The 18,230-nt window shown below is 36.0% G+C and carries 17 protein-coding genes; 8 read left to right on the plus strand and 9 right to left on the minus strand.

Annotated elements, in window-relative coordinates:
• Positions 1-29: 29 nt before the first annotated feature.
• From JNG87_RS16750 to JNG87_RS16785, 8 genes are all read right to left on the minus strand, one after another.
• On the minus strand, positions 30-653 hold the full coding sequence (locus JNG87_RS16750) for a WbqC family protein (protein ID WP_395972715.1): 624 nt from the start codon (positions 651-653) through the stop codon (positions 30-32).
• A gap of 61 nt (positions 654-714) precedes the next feature.
• The gene (gene lepB / locus JNG87_RS16755; protein WP_202839777.1) at positions 715-2,361 is read right to left on the minus strand and encodes a signal peptidase I; all 1,647 of its coding nucleotides are present in this window, start codon (positions 2,359-2,361) and stop codon (positions 715-717) included.
• Between the two features lie 135 nt (positions 2,362-2,496).
• Complete coding sequence (gene dapB / locus JNG87_RS16760) at positions 2,497-3,198, minus strand: 4-hydroxy-tetrahydrodipicolinate reductase (RefSeq protein ID WP_114821411.1); 702 nt, start codon at positions 3,196-3,198, stop codon at positions 2,497-2,499.
• Positions 3,199-3,260: 62 nt separating this feature from the next.
• Complete coding sequence (locus JNG87_RS16765; protein WP_202839779.1) at positions 3,261-3,899, minus strand: DUF5683 domain-containing protein; 639 nt, start codon at positions 3,897-3,899, stop codon at positions 3,261-3,263.
• Positions 3,900-4,790 carry a ParB/RepB/Spo0J family partition protein gene (locus JNG87_RS16770; protein ID WP_202839781.1) on the minus strand — a complete coding sequence of 297 codons (891 nt, stop codon included), beginning with the start codon at positions 4,788-4,790 and terminating at the stop codon, positions 3,900-3,902.
• A gap of 69 nt (positions 4,791-4,859) precedes the next feature.
• Positions 4,860-5,633, minus strand: a complete 774-nt coding sequence (locus JNG87_RS16775; RefSeq protein WP_002981269.1) for a ParA family protein — start codon at positions 5,631-5,633, stop codon at positions 4,860-4,862.
• A 164-nt stretch (positions 5,634-5,797) separates the two neighbouring features.
• Entirely contained in the window at positions 5,798-6,640 is an 843-nt protein-coding gene (locus tag JNG87_RS16780) for an energy transducer TonB (protein WP_202839783.1), read from the minus strand.
• A gap of 298 nt (positions 6,641-6,938) precedes the next feature.
• Positions 6,939-8,225: an adenylosuccinate synthase gene (locus tag JNG87_RS16785; RefSeq protein ID WP_062676417.1), complete on the minus strand. Its 1,287-nt coding sequence runs from the start codon at positions 8,223-8,225 to the stop codon at positions 6,939-6,941.
• 776 nt (positions 8,226-9,001) lie between these two features.
• On the opposite strand from JNG87_RS16785, the gene JNG87_RS16790 reads away from it, so the two are divergent.
• Both JNG87_RS16790 and JNG87_RS16795 read left to right on the plus strand, forming a co-directional pair.
• A complete protein-coding gene (locus JNG87_RS16790) occupies positions 9,002-9,622 on the plus strand; it encodes a hypothetical protein (RefSeq protein ID WP_202839785.1) in 621 nt (206 codons plus the stop codon).
• 103 nt (positions 9,623-9,725) lie between these two features.
• Positions 9,726-10,655, plus strand: coding sequence for an alpha/beta fold hydrolase (locus tag JNG87_RS16795; RefSeq protein WP_202839787.1), 930 nt, complete (start codon positions 9,726-9,728; stop codon positions 10,653-10,655).
• A gap of 156 nt (positions 10,656-10,811) precedes the next feature.
• Here the strand turns inward: JNG87_RS16795 and JNG87_RS16800 are convergent, their stop codons facing one another.
• Positions 10,812-12,401, minus strand: a complete 1,590-nt coding sequence (locus JNG87_RS16800; RefSeq protein ID WP_202839789.1) for an ABC-F family ATP-binding cassette domain-containing protein — start codon at positions 12,399-12,401, stop codon at positions 10,812-10,814.
• Between the two features lie 393 nt (positions 12,402-12,794).
• Between JNG87_RS16800 and JNG87_RS16805 the strand changes: the two genes are divergently transcribed.
• The 6 genes from JNG87_RS16805 to JNG87_RS16830 all read left to right on the plus strand — a co-directional run bounded on the left by JNG87_RS16805 (position 12,795) and on the right by JNG87_RS16830 (position 18,125).
• Complete coding sequence (locus JNG87_RS16805) at positions 12,795-13,349, plus strand: phosphoribosyltransferase (RefSeq protein WP_047374145.1); 555 nt, start codon at positions 12,795-12,797, stop codon at positions 13,347-13,349.
• Between the two features lie 151 nt (positions 13,350-13,500).
• The gene (locus JNG87_RS16810) at positions 13,501-14,079 is read left to right on the plus strand and encodes an adenylate kinase (protein ID WP_202839791.1); all 579 of its coding nucleotides are present in this window, start codon (positions 13,501-13,503) and stop codon (positions 14,077-14,079) included.
• 61 nt (positions 14,080-14,140) lie between these two features.
• Positions 14,141-15,124, plus strand: a complete 984-nt coding sequence (obgE, locus tag JNG87_RS16815) for a GTPase ObgE (RefSeq protein ID WP_202839793.1) — start codon at positions 14,141-14,143, stop codon at positions 15,122-15,124.
• Between the two features lie 301 nt (positions 15,125-15,425).
• Positions 15,426-15,917, plus strand: a complete 492-nt coding sequence (locus tag JNG87_RS16820) for a DUF6438 domain-containing protein (RefSeq protein ID WP_202839795.1) — start codon at positions 15,426-15,428, stop codon at positions 15,915-15,917.
• 95 nt (positions 15,918-16,012) lie between these two features.
• Entirely contained in the window at positions 16,013-16,642 is a 630-nt protein-coding gene (locus tag JNG87_RS16825) for a porin family protein (RefSeq protein WP_202839797.1), read from the plus strand.
• 178 nt (positions 16,643-16,820) lie between these two features.
• Positions 16,821-18,125: a DEAD/DEAH box helicase gene (locus JNG87_RS16830; RefSeq protein WP_202839799.1), complete on the plus strand. Its 1,305-nt coding sequence runs from the start codon at positions 16,821-16,823 to the stop codon at positions 18,123-18,125.
• Positions 18,126-18,230 lie beyond the last annotated feature (105 nt).

Raw genomic sequence — 18,230 nt, forward strand, 5'->3', positions numbered from 1 at the left:
TGTTTTATACTTTACCAACAGTGATTGTACTAATATTGTTGTTTTATATTTTTTATATATACCAATGATTCCGGGCCTTTATTACAAATAAGATCAAGAACCGACAGGTCTTCCAAAAATCCGAATTTATCAGAGAATGTCTGGTAATATTCTTCCATCTGAAATTCTGAAGGAAGTTTTGCCGAAAACTTTTCCCTGAAACTGATACTCTCCGGATTTTTGATATATTCTTTATTCAAAGAGTGTGCCTTTTCTGTTTTAAGTATCTGTTGGATGACTTCTATCCCTTTAAGGTTAAAATCCAGCAGGAATTTTTCTTTAAGGTCAAATATTTTCCTGAACTTATCTTCATAATACTCAAAATAAGGAGAGCTTTGATATGCGGTCTTAATGGATTTCCAATGAAGCGTTCTCCAGTCTTCGCGGTAAGAAATTTCAACATCTTTGAATTCTCTTTTCCCGTTATGATTGATAGGAATTATTAATGATAATTTTCCGTTGGCACCATAAATATTGGCTCTGTTTCTATACGTCTGCTTCGGAAAGTTTTCAAACTGTTCAAATACAATTTCATTTTCAGGATTTAAAAACACTGAAAACCATGAGATTGGTGGCATATAAAATGCCGGTAATAATACATTCTTCATATTCATAATGCAAAAATGAAGTATTTTTCCAAATACTTCATTCTATTTTACGTTTAATTTTTTTTTATTAATTGTCTTCAGTTTTTTTCTTTCTGAATAATTTCATGAAATAATCCCATCCGAAGAACAAGATCAGGATCATTGCTGCAATCCACCAGTAAGAAGTTTTATTGGATTCTCCCGTATTGGTTGCTTTGAACATTCTTTCCCAACGGATTTTCTTAGGGGCCTGATACGTTGAGCTCGCATCCGGAAATACTCCCTGTACGCTCATCCATGTAAACATTGGTTTTCCAACAATATTTTCTTCCGGAACGAAACCAAAGAATCTTGCATCCAATGATGCATCCCTATTGTCCCCGATCATCATATAATAATCCTGCTGAATGGTATATTGATTCGCTTCTTTACCATTAATGAAGATCTTTCCGTTCTTTTTCTCTAAGCTGTTGTGCTCGTATTCAGAAATGATCCACTGATACATTGGGAGTGTTTCCTGATTGATTGCCACCACATCTCCTTTTTTAGGAATTCTAACCGGGCCGTACCAATCCTGATTCCAAGGTTTGTTGATCGGGAAAATAGATTGTGTCGTATCAATTTTAGTTTTAGCTTCGTCTCTGTAATATACCGCAGCTTCTCCTTTTGGCGAAATCTCTTCCTTCATATCAATAACGTGAGGAAGCTCTTTAATTTCTTTGGCAGTTTTATCCGTTAAACCCTGGAATCCATAAAGGAAACCTCCGTTATCCTGCTGTACTTCCTGAACCGGTAAAAATCCGTACGCTTTGTATAAAGTAGGAATATCCAATTGCGCATCCGTCGTTACAATATATCTGTGCTGTACTTCCTGATCTCCTAAAACTACTTCCGGCTTCCCATTTACGAAAAGTCTTCCGGCTCTCATTTCAAAAGTATCACCTGCTGTAGCTACACATCTTTTTACGTAAGGATCTTTTCTGTCAATAGCAGTATGAACGGAATCCTGAGGATAGTTGAAAACTACCACATCATTTTTCTGTGGTTTGTTGAATTGTAAGATTCTTGTGTAAGGAAGTTTCACTGCATCTACGTAAGATTTTGGATCATCTTTCGGGTTTCCTTTCTGTCCTGTATCCATAATAGTTCCCTGAAGGAAAGGAATCGCCACAGGACGCATTGGCATTCTGTATCCGTAGCTCCATTTGTTTACAAAAAGGAAGTCACCTACCAATAATGTTCTTTCCATAGATCCTGTAGGAATCCCGAAAGGCTGTGTTACAAAAACATGGATAATAGTGGCAAAAACTACCGCAAAGGTAATGGAACCAATGAATGTATCTTTCTTTTTATCGTTTTTCTCTTCTTCTGTAAGAAACAGGTCGTTTGCATTTTCATCTTCTAACTCTACATCTTTAGAATAGTTGATTACCGCCATATAAATAAACGGCAGAATCACGGTAAGAATCTGATCTTTGAAAAGTGTTTTCCCAAACTTTTTCACTAAATAAAGGTGGAAAACCGACATCATAATGGGTCCTACTATCGGAAGATAAGACATGATTGCCCACCATTTCGGATGTTTTGTTTCTTTGAGAATAATGAAATAGTTGTAGAAAGGGATAAAAGCAAATAAAGGGCTATAGCCCATTTTTTTGAACAGTTTCCAAGATGAAATCCCCATCAGTACGGATAGTATGAGGACATATACTGTATAAGTTAAAAAATAATTCATAAATTTTTGTGCCTATTCTTAAGATATAAATAATAAAAATGATGAGTAATAAATGATAAAAGCAGTCCGCTGTTTACAATTCACTATTCATCATTTTCTGCTTATTGGTCTGCAATTTACAGAATTTGTTACAAATTAAAGCCCCAAAACGTCTTTCATTGCGAAGTTTCCTTTTTTATCTTTAATCCACTCAGCAGCTACTACCGCTCCCAGTGCAAAACCGTTTCTATTGAAAGCGGTATGTTTGATCTCGATTTCGTCTACTTCACTTCTATAATATACGCTGTGTGTTCCCGGAACTTCGTCTTCACGTACCGCAAAAATTCCAAGCTGCTTCCCTTCTGTTTCTTCCAGTTTCCAGGCATCGAATTTCGGATTGTTCTGAATGATTCCCTCAGCGATAGAAATTGCAGTCCCACTTGGAGCATCTTTTTTATGGATGTGATGAATTTCTTCCAGCTGGCAAGAGTATTCATCTACGTTTTTCATCAGGTCTGCCAACTTTTCGTTCAGAGCAAAGAATAAATTCACGCCTAAACTAAAGTTAGAACCATATAAGAAAGCAGTTCCATTATCTACTGCCAGTTTTTCAATTTCAGCTTTTTGATCAAGCCATCCTGTTGTTCCGCAGATCACGGGAATTTTATTTTCAAGGCAAGCTTTGATGTTTTCAAAAGCTACTTCCGGCAGTGAAAATTCAATCACAACATCCGGATTATTAAGATTCTCAGCAGTCGGGGTTTCTTTCAGACGGGCAACTACTTCATGACCTCTCTTCTGTGCGATCTCATCAATGATCTTACCCATTTTACCGTAACCAACTAATGCTATTTTCATATAATCTTATTTATTTTTAATGCTGCACTCAATCTTCAGACCTTCTGCAGATATGTTGTATTTTAAAATCTGTAACTTAAACTGAAACCAGTTTTTGGTGCGCTGTAGCCATACTGGTCCTGGATAACCGATGGTTTAAAAACCAGATCCGGATCATGACGGCTTTCATAAAGATGAGCGTCTACTACAGCATCTACAATATTCAGAATATAAATCAAACCTGTAATGGCAATGGCATAATCCCTTTGCCTCTTGGCTCTGTCCTGTGCATTACCCAACGCTCTTTTGTCCAGCCATGGGTGGCTGTCTACAAACTCATTGGGAGTTCCGTTCAGCTTTGCCACATAATATTCACGGTATTTTTTGTATTGGTTATCATTCCATACAGCGATACCAACTCCGGCACCTACCGCTCCCCAGACAATAGGAATTTTCCAGTATTTTTTGTTATAAAACTGTCCTAATCCAGGTAAAACTGCAGAGTACAATCCTGCTCTGGTAGGATTAAGCTTTAAGGTTTTTGCTGTGGGACCGTTTGCTTTTTCAAGATCTTCAATGATTTTGGCTTCGGTCTTACCAGGCTTTACGACACGGGTTTCTTCTTTCGGAGGAGTCTGCATCCGAACGGTATCGATAGGTTTTACTTGTGAGTAAGCCAGTGCAGCGATACACAAGAAAAATGTGAAAAATATTTTCTTCATTTATTTAATATGGGATAAAATATATTCCAGCTCTTCTTCATTTTTGAAGTCCAGAACAATTTTACCTTTTTTACCATTTCCAGAAGCTTTGATCTCTACTTTCACGTCCAAGATATCAGCAATGGTCTTCTGGGCTTTTTTATAGTTATTGGAAAGCTCCACTTTTGCTTTTTTGGCAGCAGGAGACTTCGGGTTCTTCAATGCAGCAGCAGCCTGTTCAGCCTGACGAACGTTTAATTTTTCTTTGATAATAAGATCAAATAAAACCTGCTGATCTTCTTCACTTTCAAGACTGATAATCGCTCTTCCGTGTCCTGCAGAAATCTCACCGCTTCTGATAGCATTCTGAATATCCGGATTTAATCTTAGCAGTCTGATAGAATTGGTAATCGTACTTCTGTCCTTTCCGATTCTCTGGCTCAGGTTTTCCTGAGTAAGACCTATTTCCTCCAAAAGCCTGTGATAAGTTAATGCAATTTCAATAGCATCAAGGTCTTCTCTCTGGATATTTTCAACAAGAGCCATTTCAAGAAGCTCCTGGTCATTGACTAAACGGATATAGGCAGGAATAGTCGTTAATCCGGCAATTTTAGTTGCCCTATAACGTCTTTCCCCGGAAATGATTTCAAACTTCTCCCCGTCTTTTCTCAAGGTAACCGGCTGGATTACGCCTAAGTTTTTAATAGACTGTGCAAGTTCGTTTAATGCTTTTTCATCAAAATAAGTTCTCGGCTGCGTTGGGTTCGGATAGATATCTTCAAGCGCAACTTCCACAATATTTCCCACAAACTTATCTGCTCCTTCATCAGTAGCGGAATTGATCGTTGCTTTGGATTCTGCACTTAAAATGGCGCCCAGGCCGCGTCCCATAGCTCTTTTTTTGTCCTTCATAGATATAATTGATAAATGATGTTTGAGAAGTGATGACCAGCATTCACTTATTGCCCATTTATTATTAATTTAATTCTTTATTAAGTTTTCATTCTTCAAAAGAACTTCTTCAGCCAACTGAATATACTGAACAGCTCCTTTACTTTCCGCATCATAGTTCAGGATACTTTCCCCGAAACTTGGTGCTTCACTCAATCTTACGTTTCTGCTGATAATGGTTTCAAACACCATTTCAGGGAAGTGCAGATTTACTTCTTCCACAACCTGATTGGATAGTCTCAATCTGCTGTCGTACATGGTTAAAAGAAGACCTTCAATTCCAAGATCTTTATTGTGAATTTTCTGAACATTTTTAACGGTATTCAACAATTTCCCAAGTCCTTCTAATGCAAAATACTCACACTGGATCGGAATAATTACAGAATCTGCTGCTGTAAGAGCATTTACAGTAATAAGACCTAAACTCGGTGCACAGTCGATGATAATATAATCATAATCATCCCTTACACTTGCCAATGCTTTTTTCAGCATATACTCACGGTCTTCCTTGTCTACCAATTCAATTTCCGCTGCTACCAGATCGATATGGGACGGAATAATGTCCAGGTTAGGAGTTGCCGTTCTTTTGATACAGACTCTTGTATCTGCACTATGCTCCAGAAGATTATAGGTAGAATACTGAACATCCTCAACACCCAAACCGGATGTTGCATTCGCCTGAGGGTCAGCATCAATGATTAATATTCTTTTTTCCAATACTCCTAATGCTGCTGCCAAATTTACAGCGGTGGTAGTTTTACCAACACCTCCTTTTTGATTAGCAATACCTATGATTTTTGCCATTATTAGAACTTTAAGTTTCAAAAATACACTTTTTTCTTTGCTCTCGGTGAGTGGAGAAAATCAAAATTGAGTTAAAATATTGTTAATAAGCAATTTAACGATAAAAAAAATTATCCACAAAAAAAATTCTTTGTGGATAACTATTTGAAATTTACTTTTCCGTATTAATTATCAAATTTCATAGAGATTGGAAATTTGAAATAACTTCTTACGAATTCTCCTTTTTTGTTTTTGGCCGGGATCCATTTTCCTTTGTTGGAAATTGATTTAATAGTTCTCATTGCCTCATTGTTAAAATCGGCGTTGGTTCCGTTAGCTTTTACCCCTGAGATGGTTCCGTCCATTTCTACAATAAAGGTAACTGTCGTCTTTACAACATCTTCGGATTCAAATCCTGAACTGTCGAAGCTGTTCATTACTTTATTTCTGAAGGAGTCTATTCCTCCTGCAAAATTGGCTTCTACACTTAATTCCGTTTCAATCTTTTTAGGATCTGCTTTTTCAACTACCGGATCAGCCTTTACAGCGGGTGGCCCATCTCCTCCGATAACACGTGGAACAATTGGAATATAGGTTGTATTTGGTACTTCTTTGCCTTCCGATGTTTCTGTGCTTGCTACTGCATTCGTTTTATCTACAACTTGTTTTTCATTGGTAACAATTGCTTTAGGCTCTGGCAATCTTTCATCGTATGTTTTTACTGCGGGAGCTGGCGGCGTTGGTTTTACAATTTGTACCGGCGGATCTTTCGGTTTTTCTATCTCTTGAATTTCAACGACTCTCGGAAGTTCATATACCGTTCCAACAGGCTCGTTCACAGGTTTCATTGCAGAAATCACAAATGGTGTAACGGATACTGCAGCCATTAAACTTGCTCCGATAAAAAGCGCTTTGGTTAATATTCTATCTGATTCGTTTCTTAATACATAGGCACCATAGTCTTTGTTGCGGTGCTCGAACAGAACTTCGTTGAGCCGAAATTCCTGGTTTTGGTTTTGTTGTTTCATCACTACTACTATTTAAACTGTTAAAAATTTTGATTATTAGTTTTATTATTCTTATCGATAAGTACTGTTTCAATATCAAAACATCTGCCAAAATTTTATCAAAACAACATAATATTAGAAAATTTTATGATAATGTTTAAATTTTAATATTTACAAGTAAAAAGTTTATAGAAGAAAAAGGAGTTATTTCTTCTCAAGTAAATGAGGAATAAACTTAATGACCTCTTACCCACATCAAGGTTTAAAAAAAAAGAGACCATCAATGATGATCTCTTTTTATTGTATGTTCTAAGAAATATTAGAATAATTCTTTTCTGATGATGTTCTGACTTCTTTCAGGACCTACAGAAACTAAGTATACATTAATTCCTAAGTATTTTTCAATAAACTCGATGTATTTCTGAGCAGTGTCAGGAAGTTCATCATAGCTTCTTGCTTTGGTAATGTCTTCGCTCCAGCCTGGTAAATCCTGGTAAATTGGCTCGTAGTTGTATAGCTTTTCTGTTGACGAAGTGAAATAATCGATGATTTTTCCGTCTTCAGTTTTGTAATGTGTTACTACTTTCAGGTTCTCAATTCCTGTAAGAACGTCAAGCTTAGTGATCACAAGGTTGTTGATTCCGTTGATCATACAAGCATGCTTTAAGGAAACAAGGTCTAACCAACCTGTTCTTCTTGGTCTACCTGTAGTTGCTCCGAATTCACCACCGATCTGTCTGATTTTCTCACCCAGTTCGTTATCCAATTCAGAAGGGAAAGGTCCGTTTCCTACTCTTGTACAGTAAGCTTTTGCTACTCCAATAAGGTTCTGAAGTGAAGTTGGCGGAACACCAGCTCCTGAACAAACACCTCCTGTAGATGGAGAAGATGAAGTTACGTATGGATACGTTCCAAAGTCAATGTCAAGCATTAACGCCTGTGCCCCTTCGAATAAAACGTTTTTACCGTCTCTGATCGCCTCGTTAAGCTCTAATTCAGTATCAACAATTCTGTCCTGAAGCTGCTTTCCGATTGCTAAATATTCGTTGTAGATTTCTTCAACGTCTAACGTTGGTTTTCCGTAATATTTTTCAAAAAGAGAGTTCTTAACTTTTAAGTTTTTCTCAATTTTATCTCTTAAAATCTCAGGATTTAAAAGGTCTACCATTCTGATCCCGACTCTTGCAATTTTATCTTCATAACAAGGTCCGATTCCTTTTTTGGTAGTTCCGATCTGAGTTCCTCCGTGTTCCTCTTCACGATAAGTATCCAAAAGGATGTGGTAAGGCATGATAACATGCGCTCTTCTGCTGATAAAGATATGATCTGTTCTCAAGCCTTTGCTCTCGATCTGACCAACTTCTTTAATGAAAGACTTAGGGTTTACCACTACTCCGTTCGCAATGATACATTTCCCTTTGCATTGAAGAACTCCTGAAGGAAGAAGGTGTAGAACGAATTTCTCATCACCCACATAAACCGTGTGACCAGCGTTGTCTCCACCCTGGAAACGTACTACATAATCCGATTTTGCTGATAAAACATCCGTGATTTTTCCTTTGCCTTCATCTCCGTACTGAAGACCTACAACTACATAAGTTGACATATTTTACTTTTGTTTTTAGATTCGTGCAAAATTACTTTTAAAAAATTGGGTGAGCAAATTTGAGAGGAATTTTATTTTGGGGTGGGGTGAAAATCATGAGGTTGAACGGAATAATTTTTATATTTGATTTATTTTAAAATTATCATGGAATCAAAAAATGGTGAAGACTTTTATGCCAAATTAAATAATGTAATTAATGCATATGAGATTCTCTTATCAAAACTAAAACCCATTTTCATAATAATATTCTTTTCTTTTTTATTTAATAACATAAGTAAGAAATATATTGACTATGATCAATTAAAAAACTTACGTATTAGTTATACATACCTCGAAAGGAATATGGCTATCTACAAGTATAATTTTTATTATGGGGTATAATTCTAACGATTTTCAAGCAAAAACAACAATTTTGGTATGGAATATTTGAAACAATATTTTCTGTCGTTAGCTGTTCAATAATATTACAAAACGTAAAAGAAACTTCAGAATATATATGATGGGATAAAAAGAATTTTTGGGGTAAAAATGATGTACTATTAATAAAGGAAAATTCCAAGGAACTTTCGTACACTCAAATAAAATTGAAGAACTTACTAATAGATAAGAAATTTCTTGTTAAAATATTAGATATTGTCACAAGAACAATATCTTAATTAAGCTAAATTTATATAAAAAAATAAATTAATCAGTTAACTCAAAAAAAGTGAAAACTCAAGTTAAAAAAATTTCAATCGTAAAAAACTTAAACAATCTTCACAAACACATAAAATAACATGCAAGAAAACACAAAAGATGAATATTTGAAAATAGCCAAAGAATATCTTTTAAAAGAATTTGGCGATATTGTTCAAATATTCGAAGACGATATAAGTGAAACTGATGACACATTTTGTTTCCATTATCAATCTAAAAAGTTTTTTGAAACATTAAAATTTGAACACCAATTTGTCGGACAAGGTCCTTTATTCGTTTTAAAAAGAAGTAAAAAAATAATTTCCTACGGAAGCGCAACCGGAGAAAAACGTGGCCTTATTCATATAATTAATCAATTGAATAAGGAAAGACTAATAAGAGTTTACTACAAAGATTATGATATTTGGGATGGGAAATATGATTTAATAATTAATAAAGTAGAAGATGAAGCATGTGGATTGGAAGACATAATCCTTGAAAACATAGTAAATGTTTTATTAAAGCATAAAATCTGGAAAGCTAATCAATACAACAGTGATCATCCAAACGCACATTATTACACTCAAGAAGAATTAAAAGAAACCCTACTAAAATCTCCACTAATATTAAAAAGAAATTTTTGCGAGAACTTGGAAGATCTTCTTGTGGATATCATTAATAAAGACATTTACCTTGATTGGACATTATCAGAGGCTAAGTAGCTACTATAATGAAACCTAACAGGTTTTAAAAACCTGTTAGGTTTAAAGTCTGCAAAGAAATATCTTTAATCCTCCTCCAAAACACCAAAAGACAATCCCAAACATGAATCCACTCCAAAAATCAGGTTATCTACCTGCAACCACAAACGATCAAACCCAACTCTTTTACACTTTATTTTATCCATATGCAGCTTCTGTGAAAGCCACGCTACTTATTGTTCACGGAATGCAGGAACACAGCGGAAGATATGCAGAGATTGCAGAATATTTCGCGGCTCATGGGATTGCTGTATTGACGTATGATCATCTGGGACACGGAAAATCGGTAAAAGAAAAAAAGGATATTGGTTTCTTCCAGCTTGAAAAACCGGATGAAAGACTTATAGCCGACGCGGAAATGATGGCAAATCATCTTGCAGAACAATATCCGGATGTCCCCCATTTTATTCTGGGACATTCTATGGGATCTTTTATTACACGATGTCTTCTTCAAAAAGCAAGCAGTAAATTTTCCGGGGCTATCATTACAGGAACCGGCGGACCTTTACCGGGAATTGATGTATTAAGAGCGTATTTATCATTGGCTACGGCTATTGCTCCCCGTCATCGTACGTTTTTAAATTCTGTTTTTACAAGTGTCAATAACAAGCATTTTAAAAAAGATAAAGACTTCGGTGGTACCAGCTGGCTCAGTATTAATCCTGAAAACAGAAAGGCTTTTGAACAGGATGAACTTTGTGGAATCCCGTTCACCCATAATGCTTTTTATACTTTATTTACCGTTTATAAAAAGGCGACTGCAAGAAACTGGGCTGCACCTATTTCTAAATCATTTCCTTTTTTATTTGTAAGCGGACAGAATGACCCGATTGGTGACTTTGGAAAAGGAGTCATGCATACGGTCGACAACTTAAAAACTGATGGTTTTGAAAATGTAGACGTAAAGATGTATCCGGAAATGCGTCATGAGATTTTGAACGAATCCATAAGAGAACAGGTTTTGAAGGAAATCCATAACTGGATCTTAAAATAATAAGAACAAAATAAAAATTCCAGATAGCATTGATCTGGAATTTCTGTATAAGTTTCGGCTAAAGCCGATGGAGTTGTTTTGATGTTGAAGGCGGGCTAAAGCCCACCCCTATTGAATATCTAAAGAATTTTGTCTGATTTGCAAGAAATATAATAATTACCCCAGCATCAATTCTCTTTCAATTCCAATCTCCTGAAGAAAAACTTCATCATGGGAAATCACCAGTAGAGTTCCATGATAATCTTTTATAGAATTGGTGAGAATTTCCACATTCTGGAGATCTAAATTATTCGTAGGTTCATCAAGGATAATCATATCGGGTGCTTTATTACTGATGGAAAGCCCACAAAGAAGCAACCGTAAACGCTCTCCACCACTTAGTATTCCACATTTTTTGTCCCAGGTATCTTTCCAAAATAAAAATCTGGACAGTAATGTTTTCACTTCGGATTCCTGCATGGCATTGTCATTGAAAGTCTGTACAAAATCGTAAAGCGTTGAATCATTATTAATAAGGGAATATTCCTGGTCAATATAGATACTGTTGAATTCTGTCTTATTTATTTTTCCTTCCGAAGGTTTAATATTTTCCAACAGAAGCTTTATCAGGGTAGTTTTTCCGGAACCGTTTGAGCCTTTCACTGATATTCGGTCTCCGCTTCGCACCTCCATACTGATGTTTTCTTTCCAGAGTTTTTCTTTTCCGTAAGTGAAATTAATATCTTCAACGGTAACAAGGATCTTTCCTGAATGTAGATTGGAATCATTAAAATTAACTTTCATCTGATCAGAATTCTTTAAGGAGGAACGCAGATCTCTTAAGTCACCGGAAATACCACTAATTTTCTCTGCGTGTACACTTTTAAGTTTTGAACTGTTTTTTTCCGCATTATTCCGAAGGGTATTCATCATAATCCTTGCTACTCCGGATTTTTCCTGCTTGTCTTTACCTCGTGCATCCAGCTTTTGTTTTCTTTCCAGGGTTTCCCGTTCTTTTTCTTTTGCTTTTTTTAAAGCCCGCTCTTTGGAATGGATATCATTTTGCAATGCTTCCTCCTCCACTTCTTTCTGTTCGGCATAAAAGTCATAGTTTCCACCATAAGTTGCAATTCCCTGATTACTTAACTCAAATATGGTATCCACAAGATTGAGCAAAGTACGGTCGTGGCTTACGATAACCACTGTTGCATCTGTTTTGTCAATAAGATCATACAAGAGTTTTCTTCCTTCCCTGTCCAGGTGATTGGTCGGTTCATCCAATAAGATAATATCAGGTTGGTTGATCTGAATTCCAGCAAGAAAAACTTTAGTCTTCTGTCCTCCGCTCAGGTCTTCCAGTTTTTGAGTTAATTCAAAATTTTCGAGACCCCAATGCTCCAAAGCATTCTGGCATCTTTCTTCAATATCCCAGTCGTCATTGAGCGTTTCAAAATATATTTCGTCCACCTCACCATTGGTAATTTTTTGAAGAGCATGGAGTTTCTGATCTATCCTCAGGCATTCTGCAATGGTAAGATCATTTAAATTTCCAAACATCTGCGGTACATAAAAGATATTACCCTGGATATTGGTATTGCCGTTTAGAGGCTGTATTTCTCCTGCGATTATTTTCAGCAGGGTTGATTTTCCCACTCCATTACTCCCTACCAGAGCAGATTTGGTATGATACTGTATTGTTAAATTGATATGATTAAATAGAAGATTTCCTCCCGGAAACCCAAAGGATATATTTTGCAGTAAAATCATGATTTCTTTCTTAATAAAGGTTGAACACCAGCAACATTGTTGTTACCGTTTTATTGAGTCTGAAAGAAATGATATCCTACATGTCTGTTTTTTTGGGTTTTGAAAGAACAAAGATACTCATTTTTCTGAATATTTGTTTTTATCAATAATCAGGACATTTATCATTATCCTTTTCTTCCTTATTTCAAACACCTGCTTTTAATCCCTTTCAAAATCCTTTTTTTAAGGCTATATCATTCTATCTAATTAAAAATCTTATCATTCTTACTATTTAAACATACTTCGCTGTAATATTCAATTTTGTTGTTGCAATACCTTTTAACTTTCGAACTGACAAAAACAGGAAAGTATTTTAATCAAAAATCCGTAACTTTGCCAACTACTAAAAATTTTATGGAAAGCATTAAAGTTCACGACAAAACTTTCGTTCCTTATTTAAAGGATGCCGAAATTCAGGAAATTGTAAAAGAGACAGCGTTAAGAATTTATGAAGATTACAAGGACGAAGTTCCTGTTTTCATAGGGGTTTTAAATGGGGTGGTGATGTTCTTCTCAGATCTTTTAAAATATTACCCGGGAGAATGCGAAATTGCCTTCATTCAAATGAGTTCTTATGTAGGAACTGAGTCTACAGGGATCGTTTATCAGAAAATGGAGCTTACCAAAGATGTAAGAGACCGTCATATTATTCTTGTTGAAGATATTGTAGATACAGGAAATACCGTTGAAAGTCTTTTCAAATATTTCAAAGAAACACAACGTCCTAAATCTGTAAAACTGGCTAGTTTCCTACTGAAACCGGAGATTTACAAGAAAGATTTCAAACTGGATTATATCGGAAAGGAAATTCCTAACAAGTTTGTACTTGGATATGGACTGGATTATGACGAATTGGGTAGAAACCTTCCGAATTTATATCAGCTGGAAGACGGACAAATCAACCATTAAACGCTGTTGGCTATTAGCTGATAGCTTTTAGCTTAAAATTATATAAAGAAATAAATTTAATAATAACTTAAAAAAGCTGAAAGCAAAGAGCAAACCGCCAAAAGCCTAAAGCCAGAAGCAAAATGCCAATTGCCTAAAGCGAATCAACATTATGATAAACATTGTTCTGTTCGGCCCTCCAGGAAGTGGAAAAGGAACACAAGCTCAGAATCTGATCGAAAAATTCAATTTAAAACAGGTTTCAACAGGTGATCTTTTCAGATACAACATGAAAAATGACACTGAACTTGGAAAACTGGCTAAATCATACATCGATAAGGGAGAATTGGTTCCGGATCAGGTAACAACAGATATGCTGATCGATGAGATCAAAAAACCAACTGATACCAACGGTTTTATTTTTGACGGATATCCAAGAACAACTGCACAGACAGAAGCTTTGGAAACAATCGTTAAAGAAGTACTGAATGACGAGATTGATATCTGTCTTTCATTGGTGGTAGAGGACAAAATTTTGGTGGAAAGACTTCTGAAAAGAGGTGAAACCAGCGGAAGATCAGACGACAGCAATGTAGAGATCATCGAAAACAGAATTAAAGAATATTATACCAAAACAGCAGAAGTTGCCGAGCTTTATAAGAAGCAGGGAAAATATGTAGAGGTAAATGGTGTTGGAGAAATTGATGAGATTTCCCAAAAACTTTTCGCTGAGGTAGAGAAAATTAAATAATCGGGATATGGCAGGGATAAGAAATTTTGTCCTGTAGCCTGAAGCCCGCAACACAAACTATATGTCTAACTTTGTAGATTACGTAAAGATCCATTGTAAAAGCGGACACGGAGGTGCTGGTTCTGCCCACCTTCGCCGTGAAAAGTATATTCCTAAAGGTGGTCCTGACGGAGGCGACGGAGGTCGTGGAGGTCATATCATCATGAAAGGAAATGCCAATGAATGGACTTTGCTTCCACTCCGATACACCCGTCACGTAAAAGCAGAACGTGGTGAAAACGGAGGAAAAAACCAGCTTACCGGTGCCTACGGAGCTGATGTTTATATTGAGGTTCCGGTGGGAACTATTGCCAAAAATGAAGAAGGCGAAATTATTGGTGAAATTTTAGAAGACGGACAGGAAATCATCCTGATGCATGGTGGTAAAGGAGGGTTAGGAAACGAGCACTTCAAGTCTTCTACGAATCAGACCCCAAGATATGCACAGCCAGGTCTTCCGGGAGAAGAAGGGTATATCGTTTTCGAGCTTAAAATTTTGGCAGATGTAGGTCTGGTTGGGTTTCCGAATGCCGGAAAATCTACACTTTTAGCATCTGTTTCTGCGGCAAAACCAAAAATTGCCAATTATGCCTTTACGACACTGACTCCTAACCTCGGAATTGTTGATTACAGAAATTACAAATCATTTGTAATGGCTGATATTCCGGGTATTATTGAAGGAGCAGCAGAAGGAAAAGGTTTAGGACACAGATTCCTGAGACATATCGAAAGAAACTCTATCCTTTTATTCTTAATTCCGGCTGATTCCGAAGATCATTTCAATGAGTTTAAGATTCTTGAAAATGAACTGAAGGAGTACAATCCTGAACTTCTGGATAAAGATTTCATTATTTCCATTTCAAAATCTGACCTTCTGGATGATGAACTGAAAAAGGAAATTGCAGCAGAGTTCCCGGAAAACAAACAGCCTCTGTTCTTCTCAGGTGTTACCGGAGAAGGTCTCATGGAACTTAAGGATGCGATCTGGAAACAGTTGCACGGATAAAATATTGATTTATCAGTTGTAAAAACTGCGTCATAAAAAACAGCCTCAGATTTCTCTAAGGCTGTTTTTTTATAATGAATTTTCTTCTGCAATATTATTTTAAATTATTAGAAGGGTTTAAGAGATCAAGTAAAATTAAGATAAACCATTCTTATTTTTAAGCGTGAAGCGAAACCTTGTTCTTAATATTTTCATTAGATCTTACTGGTTCAATAAAATTAAACTGATTTAACATCAAAACAAAAGAAAATTTTCTCTTTTGGAACAATTATTGGGAGATCCTCTGAAATTGAAAAAAAATATGAAATATTTGCTAGCCATTTGTGCATTTGTATTTTTAACATCCTGTACAACCTCTCAAAAAGTAAATTCAAAATATGCTGCCCTTGAATATGAGGCGACTCCATGTTTTGGATTCTGTCCTGTTTTTAAAATGACGATCAATCCGGACAGAACTGCGGTTTTTGAAGCAGAACATTTTAATTTTAATGATAAACCTTCGAAAGATGAGTTTTCAAAGCCACGTGAAGGAACTTTTAAAGGAACCATTAAGAAAGAGGATTACAATAAATTAATCACTTTACTGGACGGATTAAATGTAAAAGGTTTGAATGATAAATACGGTGAACACAATATTACCGATCTTCCAACTTCCTATTTAAGAATCAAATTTGCTGACGGAACTTCAAAAAATGTAGAAGATTATGGAAAACGCGGAAGCGAGAAACTCTCAGAAGTGTACCAGTTTTTTGAGAATCTGAGAAAAAACCAGGAATGGACTAAAGTGAAATAAGTCTTATAAAAATATTTAAACTATCTTTACCGCAATAATTCCTTCTTTTGGGAGGAATTATTATTTTACAGAACTATTAACCATTCAAAAAAAACATGAAGAAGAACATTTTTTTCGCTCTGGCATTTGTTTTATCAACAATAAGTAATGCACAAACAACTTCCGAATCCATGAGCTTTGGAGTAAAAGGAGGATATACCTTATCCAGCATGAAATTCTTTAACACACAACTCGATTCAAAATCTTATTTCTACGCCGGAATCCTGGCCGAGCAACCTTTGTCCTCTAAATTTGGCTTGCAGGCTGAAGTATTATATACACAACTGGGTGGTAAAGACGCTTATCCCTGGTATGAGCTGGTAGGCAACGAAGTGGTAAACATGGGTAACATGAACTTTAATTATAAATTCAACCAGATACAGGTTCCCATTTCAGTAAAATATTATATTGTTCCGGAGCTTTCTGCTTCTGTAGGGATGAACTTAGGATTTAATATATCATCCAAAGTAAAAATGAATACTGTTTTTGATGAGGCTGAAACGCACAATTACGAATCTTTAAAAACCTTGAATTTATTTCCTTTTCTGGGTGCAGAATATAAGATTAATCAAAAGTTTTTTGTTGACGCCAGATACAATTTCAATTTTATAGAAATGAATAAAAGCAATGCAGTTCCCATTAAAATGGGATTTCTTCAGGCTGGCGTAGGATATAGATTTAAATAAACTGCAGATATCTAACAGAAAAAAATGGCGGCTCACATTCGGGCGGCCATTTCTGTTTTTCAATAGGCAATAAGTATAAAAAAGTGGAAAAAGATACTTAAAAATATTTAGACTACCTTTGCAGAATGTAATTCTTTCAGACTGAAGGAATTTTTATTTAAATTTTAAAATAATTCATTTGAATTTTACAGACTTAAACTTAATAGAACCTATTGCAAAAGCAATCCAGGAGCAGGGCTACACGACTCCGACTCCTATCCAGGAAAGATCTATTCCTGATATTTTAGAAGGCAGAGACTTTTTAGGTTGTGCGCAGACAGGAACAGGAAAAACAGCCGCTTTTTCCATCCCTATCCTACAGAATTTATCCAAAAATAAAATTCCCAATAAACATATAAAAGCCTTAATCCTTACCCCCACCAGAGAACTGGCCATTCAGATTGAGGAAAACATTAATGCTTACGGTAAATATCTTCCGTTAAAACAACTTGTTATTTTCGGAGGCGTAAAACAAGGAAATCAGGAAGCTGCTTTGAGAAAAGGGGTTGATATTCTGGTAGCAACACCAGGAAGACTTCTGGACTTTATTGCTCAGGGAATCATCAGCCTGAAAAACCTTGAAATTTTTGTTCTTGATGAAGCAGACAGAATGCTGGATATGGGATTTGTACATGATGTAAAAAGAGTTATTAAACTTTTACCTCAGAAGAGACAGACTTTATTCTTTTCGGCAACAATGCCGGCTGAAATTCAGAAACTGGCTAATTCTATCCTGAATAATCCTGTGAAAGTGGAGGTAACTCCGGTTTCTTCTACAGCAGATACCATCAAACAATCTGTATATTTTGTAGAAAAAGATAACAAACTGAATTTGCTTTCTCACATTCTTCAAAATGATATTTCAGATTCTGTACTGGTTTTTGCCAGAACGAAGCATGGCGCGGATAAGATTTCAAGAAAACTTCAGAAAGATAATATCTCTGCAGAAGCGATTCACGGTAACAAATCTCAGAATGCACGACAAAATGCGTTGAACAATTTCAAATCCGGAAAAACAAGGGTTCTTGTGGCGACAGATATTGCAGCCAGAGGAATTGATATTGATGAATTGAAGTTCGTAATCAATTTTGAACTGTCTGATGTTTCTGAAACCTATGTACACAGAATCGGAAGAACAGGAAGAGCCGGAGCTGAAGGAACCTCTATTTCTTTTGTAGACGGACTTGATCTTCTGAATTTAAAGAATACAGAAAAGCTGATCGGCAAAAAAATTCCTGTGATCAAGGATCATCCGTTCCATACAGATGATCTGGTGGCACAGAAGAGGGATTCGAATAATAAACCTGTTCCTGCCGGCGGCGGAAAGCCCAAAACAGAAAACAGTAATAATTCAAGGTCTAATAATAACCGTAAAAAGCCTTCTGCGGGAGCTTCTGTAGGTTTTAAAAAACCTAAGAATAAGAATTTCACAAGAAAAAAATAAAAAACAAACCCCTTTTCAGTGTTGAAAAGGGGTTTATTTATCTTATTATTAAAGCTTATATTGCTTAACCTGGCTGAATTCGGTAGAAGAATTGCAGGTTTTAAT

This window comes from Chryseobacterium cucumeris, from assembly GCF_016775705.1.
In the GTDB taxonomy this organism is placed as follows: domain Bacteria; phylum Bacteroidota; class Bacteroidia; order Flavobacteriales; family Weeksellaceae; genus Chryseobacterium; species Chryseobacterium cupriresistens.